The organism is Rhodococcus sp. Q (assembly GCF_005503035.1).
In the GTDB taxonomy this organism is placed as follows: Bacteria; Actinomycetota; Actinomycetes; order Mycobacteriales; family Mycobacteriaceae; genus Rhodococcus_G.
The window spans coordinates 22,362-34,784 of record NZ_SCOY01000020.1 but is presented as its reverse complement, the minus strand read 5'-3'; the positions used below and the strand labels follow the sequence as shown (position 1 = coordinate 34,784).

The following is a 12,423-nucleotide window of genomic DNA, read 5'->3' as shown; positions in this document are numbered from 1 at the left end:
CTGGACGATGTGCCCACTCAGCTACGTGGCGGACGAGACGCGGGTGGAGAACGTGAGGATTCGCAGGGACACTCCCACGGACATCGAGCGGGGATCCCTGGTCGCCTTCCCCGTCAAGTTCTTCATCGGCCCGTCCGATCCGGCCAGAAGCGTCACCAAGGTGGTCGATCACCCGCCGGCCGGGTTCGTGTTCATCGGGGTGCAGGCGAAGCGCATCGGCTTCCAGACGGGAGAGAGCTTCGAGACCATTGTCGACGTCGACGAGTCGACGGGGGCAGTGACGGTCGAAGCCCCTCCTGGGGGGTGGCCAATTCCGAAGCAGGTGACTACCGATCAAGTGGAGGTGACCTTCACCTACCATGTCCCGATCACGACCCGATTGGGCAGCGTCAGCAGCCATGCCACCGCCGAGGTGTCCGGAATCGACCCGAGCCGCGTCCGGGCGCTCTCGGGTGTAACCGATGTCGTGGAGTTGGAGGCGAACGACCTGGCTCCCGCATCAGTGGGGCGGGTCTTCGGCTCGTAGTCGCGGAGGTTGCGCGTGTGATGCCGCAGAGCGAAACACACAGTCACGTAAGAATTTCGGTGAAACCGGGTAGGTGAATGACTCGAAGGTCGCACGACCACGTGTCCTTCGCCTCCCGGCACACTGAAGCAAACCGCTCGACTCGCCCAGGGACGAGTGGGTTGATACGCCACGGCTGGTCCCGTTCGTTCCTGTCCTGGCCGTGATTCACGCGGACGCGGTGTGTCAGCAGCGTCGTGCCGCCGAATGGGCCATGTCACGCCATGCTGTCGAGTTTCAGGCGCAGTGGATGCACCGTCGGGCCGCGGGAAGCGCGTCCAAGCGTTCGTCGCTGATCGGGCGTCCGCACTTCTCGCACACCCCGTAGGTGCCTGCGTCGAGACGGTGCTCGGCGGCATCCAGTTCCTCGAGGTCCCGTCGGGCCTCGGCGAGCAGGGAGGCCGTCTGAGCGCGTTCGAAGGCGACGGTCGACCCCTCGGGGTCGTGCTCGTCGTCATCGGTGGTCAGGTGCGAGCCCTCGATGATCTCGTCGAGGCGGGCGGAGAGGAAGTCGATGCGGTGCGTCGCGTCGGCGCGTTCGGCGGCAATCCGCTCACGCGGCACCGCGACACCCGATTGCGGATGCGTCATACCTGGTTCAACGTGAAACCACGACGATCCGTTACCCGATGAGTTCTGCGTGTTCGGATGGTCGGTACTCGGTGAGACGAGGAGGCATCCATGACCATCGACCTTGCCCCGGCGGCGACCCAGGTGTCCCGGGCCGCTGCAGGCGTCCGCGACGACCATCTCGACCTCCCCACACCGTGTACGCAGTGGACGGTGAGCGTGCTGCTCAGCCACCTCGTGGCGCTGAGCGAGGCGTTCACGGCGGCGGCCGAGAAGCGTCCCTTCCCCGGAGACGGGGCCACCATCCCGCCGCTGCCATCCGACTGGCGGACCCGGCTGGAGTCGAACCTCGACGCGGTCGTCGCCGCCTGGCGCGATCCCGCGGCCTGGGAGGGGGAGGCGTCCGCGGGCGGCGTCACGATGCCCGCCGAGGTGATGGGCGTGGTCGCCCTCGACGAACTGGTGCTGCACGGCTGGGACCTCGCCGTCGCGACCGGGCAGCCGTTCGACGCGGACCCCACCGACGTGCAGGCGTGTCTCGGCTTCGCGGAGGCGATGTCGCAGCCGGGCGACGAGGCGAGTCGCGAGGGGCTGTACGGGCCAGTGATTTCAGTGCCTGCGGGCGCGGAGGAGTTCGCTCGCCTCCTCGGGTACGCGGGCCGCGATCCCGGCTGGGTCGCCGTCCGCGAGTGATGTGTGCCCCGATCGGGACACACATCACTCGTTGGCGGGAAGCACACTTACGGTCGGGTCACCAGGTCGTTCCCCGGCGTGATGGCGCCGCAGTTCGTGGGTGCGGGCAGGTCGGCGAAGCGGTCGTTCAGCCAGCCGAACGCCTCCACCGACCACGCCAGCATGGTCGGAACGTGGCTGAGTGCGTCGTACTGGGTGTACTTGATCTGCGGATTGCCATCGGCGCAATACTGATTGGCGAGAGAACGCACGTCGCCGGCGATCATGACGCCGTCACCCGGACCGACGTTCGGCTTGTCGCCGGGCGTGCCCTCCAACGTGCCGCCCGCGCCCTGGCCGATGAACATCGGGATTGTCGGGGTCGGGGCCTCGCCGAGGTTCACCTTGCGAGCCGCGTCCATGAACGGCGCGACGCTGGCGGGATCGGCGTACTCCGGCCTCACCATCTGCTGCCATGTCAGCCCCGGGTACTGGAACAGCACATTGGCGATCGACGCGTCCTGGATGTTGTCGAACAGGCGCTGTCCGTGGTCGTTGAGGTACTCGCTGAAGTCGATGTCGTAGGACCGCGCGACGCCCGCGATCGCCATCAGCGCGACTCCGGACCAGCCGACGCTGCCGTTGATGTAGGTCAGATTGCGGGCCGGGTTCACGAGCACGCCGGCCTCGGCGGCGCCGACGAGCCTGTCGTTGACATCGGGTGCGTAGCCGGGCGCGAGTGCCGCAGCCCAGTTCGTCGCGATGGCGCCGCCGGAGTAGCCGAACAGTCCGACGCGGGTGTCGGCGTCGAGTCCCGTCTCCGCGGAACGGGTCGCGGCGCGAATGGAGTCGAGGGTGTTCATGCCGTACTCGGGGCCGGCAGCGAAGTCGGCCTGCTGCCCCTCGGTGTCGGCGACGATGACCGAATACCCCTGGGCCAGCAGCGCTGCGAGGAACTGCGCCTCCGATGCGTTGATCGCACCACCGAAGCTGACATCGCCTGCGATCGCACGCGACGGACTGTGCTCGGGATTGAGGGAATCGTAGAAGGACTGGTAGGCAACGGCTTTGGTCGGATCGAATCCGGTCGGTGGCTTGAGCACCGACGTGACGTTGGTGGCCGGCCTGCCCTGCGCGTCGGTCGTCCGGTAGACGAGCTGCACAGCGGTGACGGGCATCGAGATGCCGACGACGTGGTACGGCATGGTTCGGGTCGCGACCACGGTTCCGGGGTCGAGTGCCGCGAGCGGGGTGCCGCCCGGGGAGCTGTAGAAGGGGTCGGTAGCGGCCTGGGCGGCAGGGACGAATCCCACGGTCACCGCCGTCGCCACCGATACCGCCGCGACCAACCGTGCTGCCCTTGCCGACCGCGTTCTCTGCATCTGCACCTGCTCGACCTCCCCTGTGGGCGTGACGGGCGTCACGTCGGGTCGGAAGGTTACCCGCCGGTAGGTGGCCCCACAAGAGCAAACTGGACATGAAAATGGCGAGTGTCAGGTTTCGGTTGCGTCAGCGGATACCGTCCCGCCGCAGCGCGATCGACACGGCCGCAGCCCGGGAGTCGACGCCGAGCTTCGCGTAGATGTGCGCCAGATGGGTCTTCACCGTGGCCTCGCTGATGTGCAGTCGGCGTCCGAGTTCCCGGTTCGTCAGGCCCTCGGCCAGCAGCGTCAACAGTTCCGCCTCGCGGGCCGTCAACGCCTGATCGGGGCGACGCATCTTCTCGAGTACCCGCGCCGCGACCGGCGGCGACAGCACGCTCTGTCCCGCGACGGCCCCCCGGATCGCGGCGAACAGGTCACGCGGCGCGGAATCCTTGAGCAGGTAGCCGATCGCGCCTGCATCGAGCGAGCGCACCACGTCCGCATCGGTGTCGTAGGTGGTGAAGACCAGCACCGGCTGCTCGGGTCGGGCGGCGCGGATGCGGCGGATCGCCTCGACACCGTCGATTCCAGCCCCCAGCGCCAGGTCCATCGTCACCAGGTCGGGGGAGCGCTCGACGGCGAGCGCGACGGCGTCCTCCCCGCTCTCGGCCTCACCGATCACCTCGATGTCGGGTTGCGAATCCAGTAGGGCACGCAGCCCGGCACGCACCACCACGTGGTCGTCGACGAGCAACACCGAAATCACAGCCGGCCCCCCTGCGTCGAACCGGTCGGGATCTGCACCGCGACAACGGTGCCCTCGCCGGGTGCGCTCTCGACCCCGAACGTACCGCCGAGGGCCTCGACCCGCTGACGCATCGCGCGCAGCCCGAATCCGTTGTCCTCGTCGACGTCGAACCCGACGCCGTCGTCGAAGATGTCCAGTGCCACCGCGTCGGGTAGGTAGGTCAGGGTCACCCCGACGGTGTCCGCCCGCGCGTGCCTGCGGACGTTCGACACCGCGCTCTGCGTTATCCGCAGCAGTGCATGCCGGACGTCGGGCGGCAGTGACACCGGATCGCCCACCACCTGGAATTGTGCGGACGGGATGTACCCCCGCGCCGCGGCCAAGAGTGCCGCGTCGAGCGCCTCGAGGTCGGGCGAACCGAGGTAGTGCACCAGATCGCGTGTCTCTCCGAGGTTCTCCCGCAGCGACACCGTCGCGATTCGAACCTCACTGCGGGCCTTCGAGTCCGGGCCGTCCCACAGTTCGTCGGCGGCCTCCAGGTGCAGGAGCGCGCTGGTGAGTCCCTGGGTGACGGTGTCGTGGATTTCGCGCGCGATCCGTTCCCGTTCCGCCAGTGCCCCCGCTTCCCGTTCCGTATCGGCCAGACGCGACTTCGCCTCGACGAGTTCGCCGAGCAACCGTTCCCGCTCGGCGCTTTCGCGCTGCACCTGCCCGAACGCGAGGACGATCAGAGCGCCCGTGCACAGCGGCGCCAACAGCACCGGCCATTCGGTCCGTCCACTGAACGACGAGAACTCGATGCCCGCGAACAAGGCCAGCGCCGCGACCACGGGATAGGCGAGCCGACGGGGGAACGCACTCGTGCACAGGAAGAAGATCGGGAACGCCGACCATGCGAAGCTCGGCGCCAGCCACACCAGCGCCACCCACGTCGTCAGCACCGGCCACACCCACGGCTGCCACACCGATCCTCGGCGCGACAGCACGACGACCACCGCATACAGCGCGGCGAGGACCAGAACGAGCGCCGCGACGATCACCCATCGCCCGTTGACCCCGTGATAGGTGAGGTAGCGGGCGGTGGACGCCGCGAGCAACAGATAGAAGGAGGCGTGGATCGCGAGACCGATCGGTCCTCGGAACGCCGCATTGACCTGCATCTCGTCGATCCTACGGACCACGGCGCGGGCGCGGATCGGCCATTCGGATGATGTCGCGCCACCCGGGCGATCGATGCCTACGCCGTGGGGTGGGCGTCAGGCTCGATGTCGACCGAACAACGTCACCCGAAAGGCTCGACCATGTCTCTCTCCCGTCGTGTGCCTCGCGTCCTTGCGATCACAGTTCCCGCGCTCACCCTGCTCGCCGTCACCGCGTGCGGCTCGACCGAGGACGGCGCGGCCGCCGAGAGTGCCACGCAGGTCACTCCGGCCGCGGTGTCGCAGCAGCAGCCCAACGGCAGTGACGGGGGAACGGTGAGCGCCACCCGCCTGTCCGTGGACACCGCCGGACGCGCCGCTCAGGCCGCGCTGGCGCAGTGCAAGGCGGACGGACTCGGGTTCGTGACCGTCTCGGTCGTCGACCGCGCAGGAAACGTCCAGGCCATGCTGCGCGGTGACAACGCCGCCGAACACACGGTCGACGCATCGCGGCAGAAGGGCTACACCGCAGCGGCATTCGGCGCGAACACCTCCGATCTCGCCGGACGCGCGAAGGGTGACGGTCCGACGGTCGCCGACCTGCCGGGAACTCTGTTCCTCCCCGGCGGTGTGACGGTCAAGGTCGGGAACGCCTCGATCGCCGGCATCGGGGTCGGCGGCGCGCCCGACGGAAACGCCGATCAGGCCTGCGCCGCCGCCGGTCTCGCAGCGATCGAGGGAAGTCTGAAGTGAGGGCCGCGCCCCTGGCTGCGGCGCTGATCGGGACCGTTCTGGTCGCATCCGGTTGCGGGAGCGGAATACCCGACGGAACCAACCCTTCCCCGGCGACATCGGTGTCGGAAGCTGGAACGGTGTCGGCGGAATCCTCACCGACACGGGACGTCTCGACGAAGGAGGCCGAGGAGGCGCTGTTCGACGCCTCTGCCGCGAACGACGTGGACGGAGTGCGGGAAGCGCTGGCCCAGGGCGCGAGCATCGAAGCCAGGGGAGGTGGGGGTCGGACCCCGTTGGTGACGGCAACGAAGGCGAACGCCGTGGCGGCGGCGAGCGCACTGATCGAAGCCGGAGCCGACGTGAACGCGAAGGACGACATGCAGGACTCGGCGTTCCTCTACGCGGGCGCAGAGGGGCTGGACGAGATCCTCGCTCTCACCCTCGCCCACGGTGCGGATGTGCAGAGCCTCAACAGGTTCGGTGGAACCGCACTGATCCCGGCGTCGGAGCACGGCTACGGGGAGACCGTTCGGACGCTCATCCGGGCCGGGGTGCCGGTGAATCACGTCAACGATCCCGGGTGGACGGCGCTGCAGGAGGCCGTCGTCTACGGTGACGGCTCGTCCCGGTACGTCGACGTCGTCGGGCAACTACTCGACGCGGGCGCCGACCCGTCGATCCATGACGACCGCGGACGCACCGCGTTGCAGAACGCGCAGCAGCGGGGTCAACGCGAGGTCGCCGCACTTCTGGCGGCGCCGTGACTGGTGCCGATCCGCATAGCATTCGACTCTTCGACGTGCAGCTGATCGGATAGCCGATTCCCCTGTGGCGTGGCTGATCTGCCCCTATGGTGGGCAGGCTGTCGGGGGCGAGGCGGACACGGTGTACGTCGGTTGTCCGGCACGGAAGGGGAGTTCGTCAATGGCCGGAAATCTGGCGCGTGGGGGTGTCGCGATTCTGGCGATGCTGACCGTCGCCGCGAGCGGTGCGGCGGCGGGTGTGGCGAATGCCGCGGGTAGCGCGGGTAGCAGCGACGAGGCGTGCTCCCTGATCGAGGGAGGCTGCGGCGGCGAGACACAGCTCGGCTACGGGAGCCGCGGTGACATCGCGATCAAATACATGGGCCCGTACTACGCCGTGGCTGGGCAGGACGTCACGTTCACCGCCGAATTGGGAGTCCCTTTCGGCGAGGGCTTGAGCCAGGGGGCCGTGGTCGACTCCGTCACGCACCGCGCGCCCGAGGGGTTCACCTTCACCGGTGCCGATGTCACGTCGTACGAGCAAGCACCCGGTGTCTATCCGGTCAAGTTCCTGGAGTCGTCGGCGGTTGTCGATTCCGAAACGGGCGATGTCACTGTCACGGCCCCAAGTGACGGTTGGGCTGTTCCCAGCCGGGCGGCCGGAGGCATCGTGTACGTCAACATCCACTACCGAGTGGCCAAGCCCATCACGGACGAATTCATCCGCAGCCACATCACCTTCACCGGCCCGAAAGTCCCTGCCTCCGATGAGTGGGTGGCAGAGGGGGCGACCTTCCCCGGAGTTGTCGATCCCGCGTTCGTCGGAAGCTCGGAATCCTGATCGATTCGGCTGCAGCACAGAAGGTGTCGCCGTCGGCGACCGTGACTATCGGAGGAGAAGACATGAGGACTGGTGGGCGAGTAGCGCGCGTGGGCGGGGCGGCATTTACGGCGCTGACCGTCGTCGCGGGTGGGGTGGTACTCGGATCGGGAACTGCGGCGGGGGATGCGATCATCTTCGGCAGTTCGACGGGGAGTGCCGGGTCGACCCCATCGTGGTTGGACGAGGCGCTGGACGGGCTGCGTCCCTGTAGGACGAAGCAGTCACCTACGGACGCACCGGATCCGGGTCCCTGCTATCTCGACGGCAACCAGGTGCAGGCGACACACGGTGACTATCTTGCCACGTACAACGCGGCAAGTGAGGTGGCGCCCGGTGCGGAGGTCTCGTTCGGTGCGGTGATCAAGGCGAAGGAAGCCGCCTTCGACGTCGCGGACCCCGAACACACTGTGGACGTCACCAGCGTCACTCTCCAGCCTCCCCAGGGTTTCGAGTTCGTGAGAGTCAACGTGACCGGATACACGCCGTGGTCGAATCAGGATGGCCTTGTAGTCCAATTGGATTCGACCGTGGTCGTGGATCCCGAGACAGGCAGCATCACAGTCAACGCACCTGACGGCGGTTGGCCGATGTGGCCGGGGATGGACGCCAACAGGTTCGATGGCGGCAGCGTCCGCGTCGGCTTCACCTTCAAGGCGCCTGAGCAGGCCAAGGACAGTGTCCACGGCTTCACGTTCACCGGTACCAATGTCCCGGATTCCCGGGGGTTGGTGGTGTCGAAGCACATCCGAGTGTCGGCGGACGGTGAAGGCACCGGGAGTTCGGGCTCCTGATCTCCGCTCACCGGTCGAGGGGTTCGTGTGCTCGTCGGCCGGTGGTGGCGTTTCTCCGCGCGCACGGGGAGAGGCGCGGGGTGCAGCGTTGTTTGTGATGGTGCTGTTTAACGCTGTGACCTGCGCAAATCTGGGTGGTGATTCGTGGTTCTGTGCTGGTGCGATCATCTACGCTGCGAGGGCTGTCGGGGACGGGGCGGGCATCGGGGTCGTCGGCTTCCCGGCACGGAGGGAGAGTATGGCGATGGCAGGACATGTGGCGCGTACGGGCGGGGCGGTGCTCGCGGCATTGACGATTGTCGCGGGTGGTGCGCTGGCCGGTGTGGGTTCCGCGGGTGCACAGTCGTCGGAAGACGGGTTCCAAGGGTCGGTCGGGGATCTTCTTTATGACCTTACCATCACCGGATTTCCTCCCTGCGAACCGGTCTCGCAGGACAACATGCCGTGTGACGACGGGCGGTTCGACAATGGGATGGTCACCGTCGGGAACATCAAAGTGGATCTCGACGGCCCCAACGAACTGAATCTTGGTGACACCGCTCAAATCACGGCGTACCTCTGGGAGAGCCCACCCTATGGAGTCGACTTGAGTAAGGAGCCGGAAACGCAAATCACCAGCGCGACAGTCCGAGTCCCACGCGGGTTCGTGTTCACCGGTGGTGAGGTGAGTTCCGGGCCAACACAGGTGTTTGACGCGACATTCGTAGTGGACCCGGCCACCGGCGATGTCACCGCCACGGCTCCGACGAACGGGTGGACGATACCCCGGTTCCAGGCGGCGAATGGTGTTTACCATTCGCGAGGAATCGGTGTGAAGCTGAACTTCGAAGCGACCGAGTACGTCTATCGGGGAGAGTCCGCTGTGCGATTCAGCGGCACGGGTGTCCCGTCGTCGGATTGGGTGCAGACAGGCGAGACTCGGGTCCTGCCTGAACCTGTCGCTTCCATCGCTTCCGGTAGCTCCGTGGGCAGCTCCGAGATCTTCGATAGCGTCGCCGGTTCCTGACGGCCGACTGCGGTCGAGGGGAGCCCCTCGACCGCAGTCCGGAACCCTGTTTGCACCGGAGTTCGAGTGCTCGGGCCGGTCGAGGGGTGCGCGACCCCCTTCGATCGGCCCGGGGGCGGACCGGCGCCTGGCCCAGTGCACGACTCCCGCGAGCGATGGGATCGGGAAGATGGATGCGGCCGCGATGCAGGAGGCCGTCAACTTCGGTGACGGTGATCGGGTTAAGCTGCTGCTCTCATGGCACTCAGCGCAACTATTCACACCTTCGTCGTCCAGTTGGCGGACGTCGATCGCGGCGTCTATCAGGATCTGGAGTTGCGGGTCGCCCGCCATCCTTCCGAAACCGCCGAGTTCATGCTGACGCGGCTGCTCGCCTACTGTCTCGAATACGAGGACGGCATCGCCTTCAGCGACGGTGGGGTCTCTGCCACCGATGAACCCGCGGTCCTCGTCCGCGACCTCACCGGCCGCCTCACCGTCTGGATCGACATCGGCGCACCCGACGCCGACCGTATCCACCGCGCTGCCAAACTTGCCGACCGCGTCGCCATCTACACCCACCGCGACCCGGCGAAGGTGCTGGCCCAGCTCACCGGTAAGCGCATCCACCACGCTGAGGACATTCCGCTCTACAGCTTCGACCGCCCGTTCGTCGATGCCGCGTCCGCTGCCGTCGAGCGCCGGAACACCGCCACCCTCTCCGTCACCGAACGGTCGCTGTTCCTCGAACTGAACGGAACCGGTTTCAGTACGCCGATCGAGGAGCATCGATTCGTGTAGTCGGGTCCGCCCGCATGGCGTGAAGTCGGGGCAGCCCCAGCGGCGTCCAATGCGGGCCGGGGAAAGAAGGGCCCAACGTCTAACGCCGTGACCTGGCGAAGGAATCCATCGATTCCGAATCGATGTGACCCATCGGTCACCTACGCGGAGCGGGCAATCGTGGCTGGGTGCAGGGCAAGCTGATCCGGGGTCCACAGCTGGGCCGTTGTCTGGGATCTCGGGGTAGATCCGAACCGCCGCCCGGTGAGCCGGACAAGCGACAACGGCAGCCCGAAATTCTCTACCGGCTGAGGGACTCTTGCGTCTCCTCGGCCGGTAGGGCGTCGGATCCGCGGGACCAGGCCCAGTGCCCGATTCCCTCGAGCGCGACGATCGCAAGGATCGAGGCGGCGGCGACCGGCCCGGCCGGGCTGCCGGGGGAACGTCCGTCGAGGAGTAGAAGCACGCCGAAATCGAGAAGCATTGGTGCGAAGCACTATTGGATGCGCCTTCTCGGGCAGGTGCCTGCCGAGGATCGCGTCGACGACGATGGCGAGAGCATCGGCCGTGACCCTGCCGATTGTTGAGCCGATCCACACGCCGACCCGGTCACTGTCGGCGGCCCAAAACTGTTTGTGTACAACGCTTTAACTGCGGATGTGCCGGGTTACCGATTCCGGTGTCGGGGGGATTGCCGGGCGTTATGCTGGCGCCGTCGGGGGGCGTTCCGATGGGTGTGGACGTCCCGTCATCACGTTCGTTGAACAAGGGGATGTTCATGTTCGGAACTCTGGCGCGCCGCGGTGCGTCTGTCGTTGTTGCTACGGCTCTGCTCGGTGGGGGTGTGGCACTCGGCTCTGGTACGGCGTCAGCCTGGACACTCGCCGAGCCTGAAGAAATTGTTGCGGGCAGCGCCGTCATCGCGCTGGTGGGGGTGGGCTCCCTGGACATGGGGTACCTTACGTGGGGCTGCGGCCTCACCTGCGTGACCCCTGTGGATTACATGGAAGAATGGTTGCGGGGCGAAGCTGATCCGGGGTCCTCGGCCGGGCCGTTGTCCGGGATCTCGGGGTAGGGCCGAACCGTCACCCGGTGAGCCGGACAAGCGACAACGGCAGCCGGAATTCTCTACCGGTCGAGGGACTCTTGCGTCTCCTCGGCCGGTAGGGTGTCGGATCCGCGGGGCCGGGCCCAGTGCACCATTCCCGCGAGCGTGTCGATCCCGAGGATCGAAGCCGCGGCGGCCGGTCCGGCCGGGCTGCCGGGAGAATGTCCGTCGAGAATCAGAAGCGCGATGCAGGCGGGAAGTATTGTCGCGGTGCCTCATTGGATGAACCGTTTGAGTCATGGGACGGCGCCCAGCGACCCCGCCGGCAGCGGTGGCACCGGCGTTTCGGGGTTGGGTCGGTCTCCGGTCAGCGGCGGTATCGGGTTTCCTCTTCGGGAAGCGATTAACGCTTTGACCTGCGGAAAAGAGATTGTGGGGATTTGCGGTGGGGGCCAGTTTCACCATCTACAGTCGCCGGGTAGTCGGGGCGGGCGAGGGGCCGGTCCTGTCAACCAACGGAGGGGATTGTCGATGGGTGGACATCTGGTGCGCGCGGGTGGGGTGATGCTCGCGGCGCTGACGATTGCTGCGGGTGGGATGACGGTAGGGATGGGAACTGCGGGAGCACTTTCGAGCAGCGGCCATTCGGACAGGCCCTGCCCACCGCAAGTAGGGCCATGGTTCCCCCATTTGCCTACCCTTGAAGAAGTCCTGATGCCCTGTGACGACGAGGAGTTCTTCTCCGTGTCGAAGGTCGGGGAAGCCTATCTGGGCTATCGAGGACCCGCTGGGGCCGCACCGGGTGAGGTGGTCGAGTTCGATATGTGGTTCTCGCTCGAGTTTCCCCTCGACCGCAACGACGTCCCCGCCTCGCAACCGGACCGGGTCGTCACCACCATCGCGCACCATGTTCCGCGCGGCTTCGAGTTCCGGGCAGTCGAGGTGCACGAGGGGTCGAGGCGGCTGGACGTGACTACTGAGGTCGATCCGGTCACCGGGGATGTCACGATCACGGCGCCCGGTGATGGCTGGGTGATCCCGAACGACGAAACGATGGACACGCTCGATGTGACGATGACCTATGTGGTCACCGAGGTGGGTGAGGACGGTGCCAGCCGGGTCGGGTTCACCGGCACGGACTCCCCGGTGTCGGGGCAATGGGCAGCGACGGGGAACACCCGGGAACACCAGGACTTCATGGAAGGTCCGTTGGGGAGCGTGGCGCTGGGAAGCACCGCGCTCGGAGGCGTCGTGTTCGGTTCATCGGGTTCCTGACGCCGGTCGATCGGTAGAGGGGACTGCGGGTCTCCTAGACCGATAGGGCGTCGGAACGCCGGGAACGCAGCCAATCCCAGACGCCCGCCACGTCACCTCATGGGTGGCGTGGCGGGCGGTTGGAC

Annotated in this window: 14 protein-coding genes; 9 read left to right on the top strand and 5 right to left on the bottom strand. The window is 66.9% G+C overall.

What is annotated here, in order from left to right:
* Positions 1-7 precede the first annotated feature (7 nt).
* Positions 8-526: a hypothetical protein gene (locus FFS72_RS17900; RefSeq protein WP_137875186.1), complete on the top strand. Its 519-nt coding sequence runs from the start codon at positions 8-10 to the stop codon at positions 524-526.
* A 276-nt stretch (positions 527-802) separates the two neighbouring features.
* Here FFS72_RS17900 and FFS72_RS17895 read toward each other — a convergent pair whose 3' ends face one another.
* On the bottom strand, positions 803-1,156 hold the full coding sequence (locus FFS72_RS17895; protein WP_137875185.1) for a TraR/DksA family transcriptional regulator: 354 nt from the start codon (positions 1,154-1,156) through the stop codon (positions 803-805).
* A gap of 90 nt (positions 1,157-1,246) precedes the next feature.
* On the opposite strand from FFS72_RS17895, the gene FFS72_RS17890 reads away from it, so the two are divergent.
* Positions 1,247-1,828 carry a TIGR03086 family metal-binding protein gene (locus tag FFS72_RS17890; RefSeq protein ID WP_137875184.1) on the top strand — a complete coding sequence of 194 codons (582 nt, stop codon included), beginning with the start codon at positions 1,247-1,249 and terminating at the stop codon, positions 1,826-1,828.
* Between the two features lie 47 nt (positions 1,829-1,875).
* Here FFS72_RS17890 and FFS72_RS17885 read toward each other — a convergent pair whose 3' ends face one another.
* The 3 genes from FFS72_RS17885 to FFS72_RS17875 form a co-directional block, all read right to left on the bottom strand.
* On the bottom strand, positions 1,876-3,126 hold the full coding sequence (locus tag FFS72_RS17885; protein WP_249353385.1) for a lipase family protein: 1,251 nt from the start codon (positions 3,124-3,126) through the stop codon (positions 1,876-1,878).
* A 190-nt stretch (positions 3,127-3,316) separates the two neighbouring features.
* A complete protein-coding gene (locus tag FFS72_RS17880) occupies positions 3,317-3,937 on the bottom strand; it encodes a response regulator (protein WP_137875182.1) in 621 nt (206 codons plus the stop codon).
* Complete coding sequence (locus FFS72_RS17875; RefSeq protein WP_137875181.1) at positions 3,934-5,079, bottom strand: sensor histidine kinase; 1,146 nt, start codon at positions 5,077-5,079, stop codon at positions 3,934-3,936. The genes FFS72_RS17880 and FFS72_RS17875 overlap by 4 nt, the downstream gene beginning before the upstream one ends.
* A gap of 141 nt (positions 5,080-5,220) precedes the next feature.
* Here FFS72_RS17875 and FFS72_RS17870 point away from each other — a divergent pair, with 141 nt between their 5' ends.
* From FFS72_RS17870 to FFS72_RS17845, 6 genes are all read left to right on the top strand, one after another.
* On the top strand, positions 5,221-5,811 hold the full coding sequence (locus tag FFS72_RS17870; protein WP_137875180.1) for a GlcG/HbpS family heme-binding protein: 591 nt from the start codon (positions 5,221-5,223) through the stop codon (positions 5,809-5,811).
* A gap of 119 nt (positions 5,812-5,930) precedes the next feature.
* A complete protein-coding gene (locus FFS72_RS17865) occupies positions 5,931-6,557 on the top strand; it encodes an ankyrin repeat domain-containing protein (protein WP_137875237.1) in 627 nt (208 codons plus the stop codon).
* Positions 6,558-6,717: 160 nt separating this feature from the next.
* Positions 6,718-7,377: a hypothetical protein gene (locus FFS72_RS17860; RefSeq protein WP_137875179.1), complete on the top strand. Its 660-nt coding sequence runs from the start codon at positions 6,718-6,720 to the stop codon at positions 7,375-7,377.
* Between the two features lie 62 nt (positions 7,378-7,439).
* Positions 7,440-8,210, top strand: a complete 771-nt coding sequence (locus FFS72_RS17855) for a hypothetical protein (RefSeq protein ID WP_137875178.1) — start codon at positions 7,440-7,442, stop codon at positions 8,208-8,210.
* Between the two features lie 97 nt (positions 8,211-8,307).
* Complete coding sequence (locus tag FFS72_RS17850; protein WP_137875177.1) at positions 8,308-9,216, top strand: hypothetical protein; 909 nt, start codon at positions 8,308-8,310, stop codon at positions 9,214-9,216.
* A gap of 237 nt (positions 9,217-9,453) precedes the next feature.
* The gene (locus tag FFS72_RS17845; RefSeq protein WP_137875176.1) at positions 9,454-9,996 is read left to right on the top strand and encodes a YaeQ family protein; all 543 of its coding nucleotides are present in this window, start codon (positions 9,454-9,456) and stop codon (positions 9,994-9,996) included.
* Positions 9,997-10,276: 280 nt separating this feature from the next.
* Here FFS72_RS17845 and FFS72_RS26665 read toward each other — a convergent pair whose 3' ends face one another.
* On the bottom strand, positions 10,277-10,441 hold the full coding sequence (locus tag FFS72_RS26665) for a hypothetical protein (RefSeq protein WP_212744370.1): 165 nt from the start codon (positions 10,439-10,441) through the stop codon (positions 10,277-10,279).
* A 1,113-nt stretch (positions 10,442-11,554) separates the two neighbouring features.
* Between FFS72_RS26665 and FFS72_RS17835 the strand changes: the two genes are divergently transcribed.
* On the top strand, positions 11,555-12,298 hold the full coding sequence (locus FFS72_RS17835; RefSeq protein ID WP_137875175.1) for a hypothetical protein: 744 nt from the start codon (positions 11,555-11,557) through the stop codon (positions 12,296-12,298).
* Positions 12,299-12,423: the final 125 nt, after the last annotated feature.

What these genes read in the sequence shown, in the direction of transcription:
- FFS72_RS17850 (WP_137875177.1), top strand. Translation starts at nt 8,308, where the DNA reads ATGGTGCTGTTTAACGCTGTGACCTGCGCAAATCTGGGTGGTGATTCG.
- FFS72_RS17890 (WP_137875184.1), top strand. Translation starts at nt 1,247, where the DNA reads ATGACCATCGACCTTGCCCCGGCGGCGACCCAGGTGTCCCGGGCCGCT.
- FFS72_RS17845 (WP_137875176.1), top strand. Translation starts at nt 9,454, where the DNA reads ATGGCACTCAGCGCAACTATTCACACCTTCGTCGTCCAGTTGGCGGAC.
- FFS72_RS17855 (WP_137875178.1), top strand. Translation starts at nt 7,440, where the DNA reads ATGAGGACTGGTGGGCGAGTAGCGCGCGTGGGCGGGGCGGCATTTACG.
- FFS72_RS17860 (WP_137875179.1), top strand. Translation starts at nt 6,718, where the DNA reads ATGGCCGGAAATCTGGCGCGTGGGGGTGTCGCGATTCTGGCGATGCTG.
- FFS72_RS17900 (WP_137875186.1), top strand. Translation starts at nt 8, where the DNA reads ATGTGCCCACTCAGCTACGTGGCGGACGAGACGCGGGTGGAGAACGTG.
- FFS72_RS17895 (WP_137875185.1), bottom strand. Translation starts at nt 1,156, where the DNA reads ATGACGCATCCGCAATCGGGTGTCGCGGTGCCGCGTGAGCGGATTGCC.
- FFS72_RS17870 (WP_137875180.1), top strand. Translation starts at nt 5,221, where the DNA reads ATGTCTCTCTCCCGTCGTGTGCCTCGCGTCCTTGCGATCACAGTTCCC.
- FFS72_RS17835 (WP_137875175.1), top strand. Translation starts at nt 11,555, where the DNA reads ATGGGTGGACATCTGGTGCGCGCGGGTGGGGTGATGCTCGCGGCGCTG.
- FFS72_RS17875 (WP_137875181.1), bottom strand. Translation starts at nt 5,079, where the DNA reads ATGCAGGTCAATGCGGCGTTCCGAGGACCGATCGGTCTCGCGATCCAC.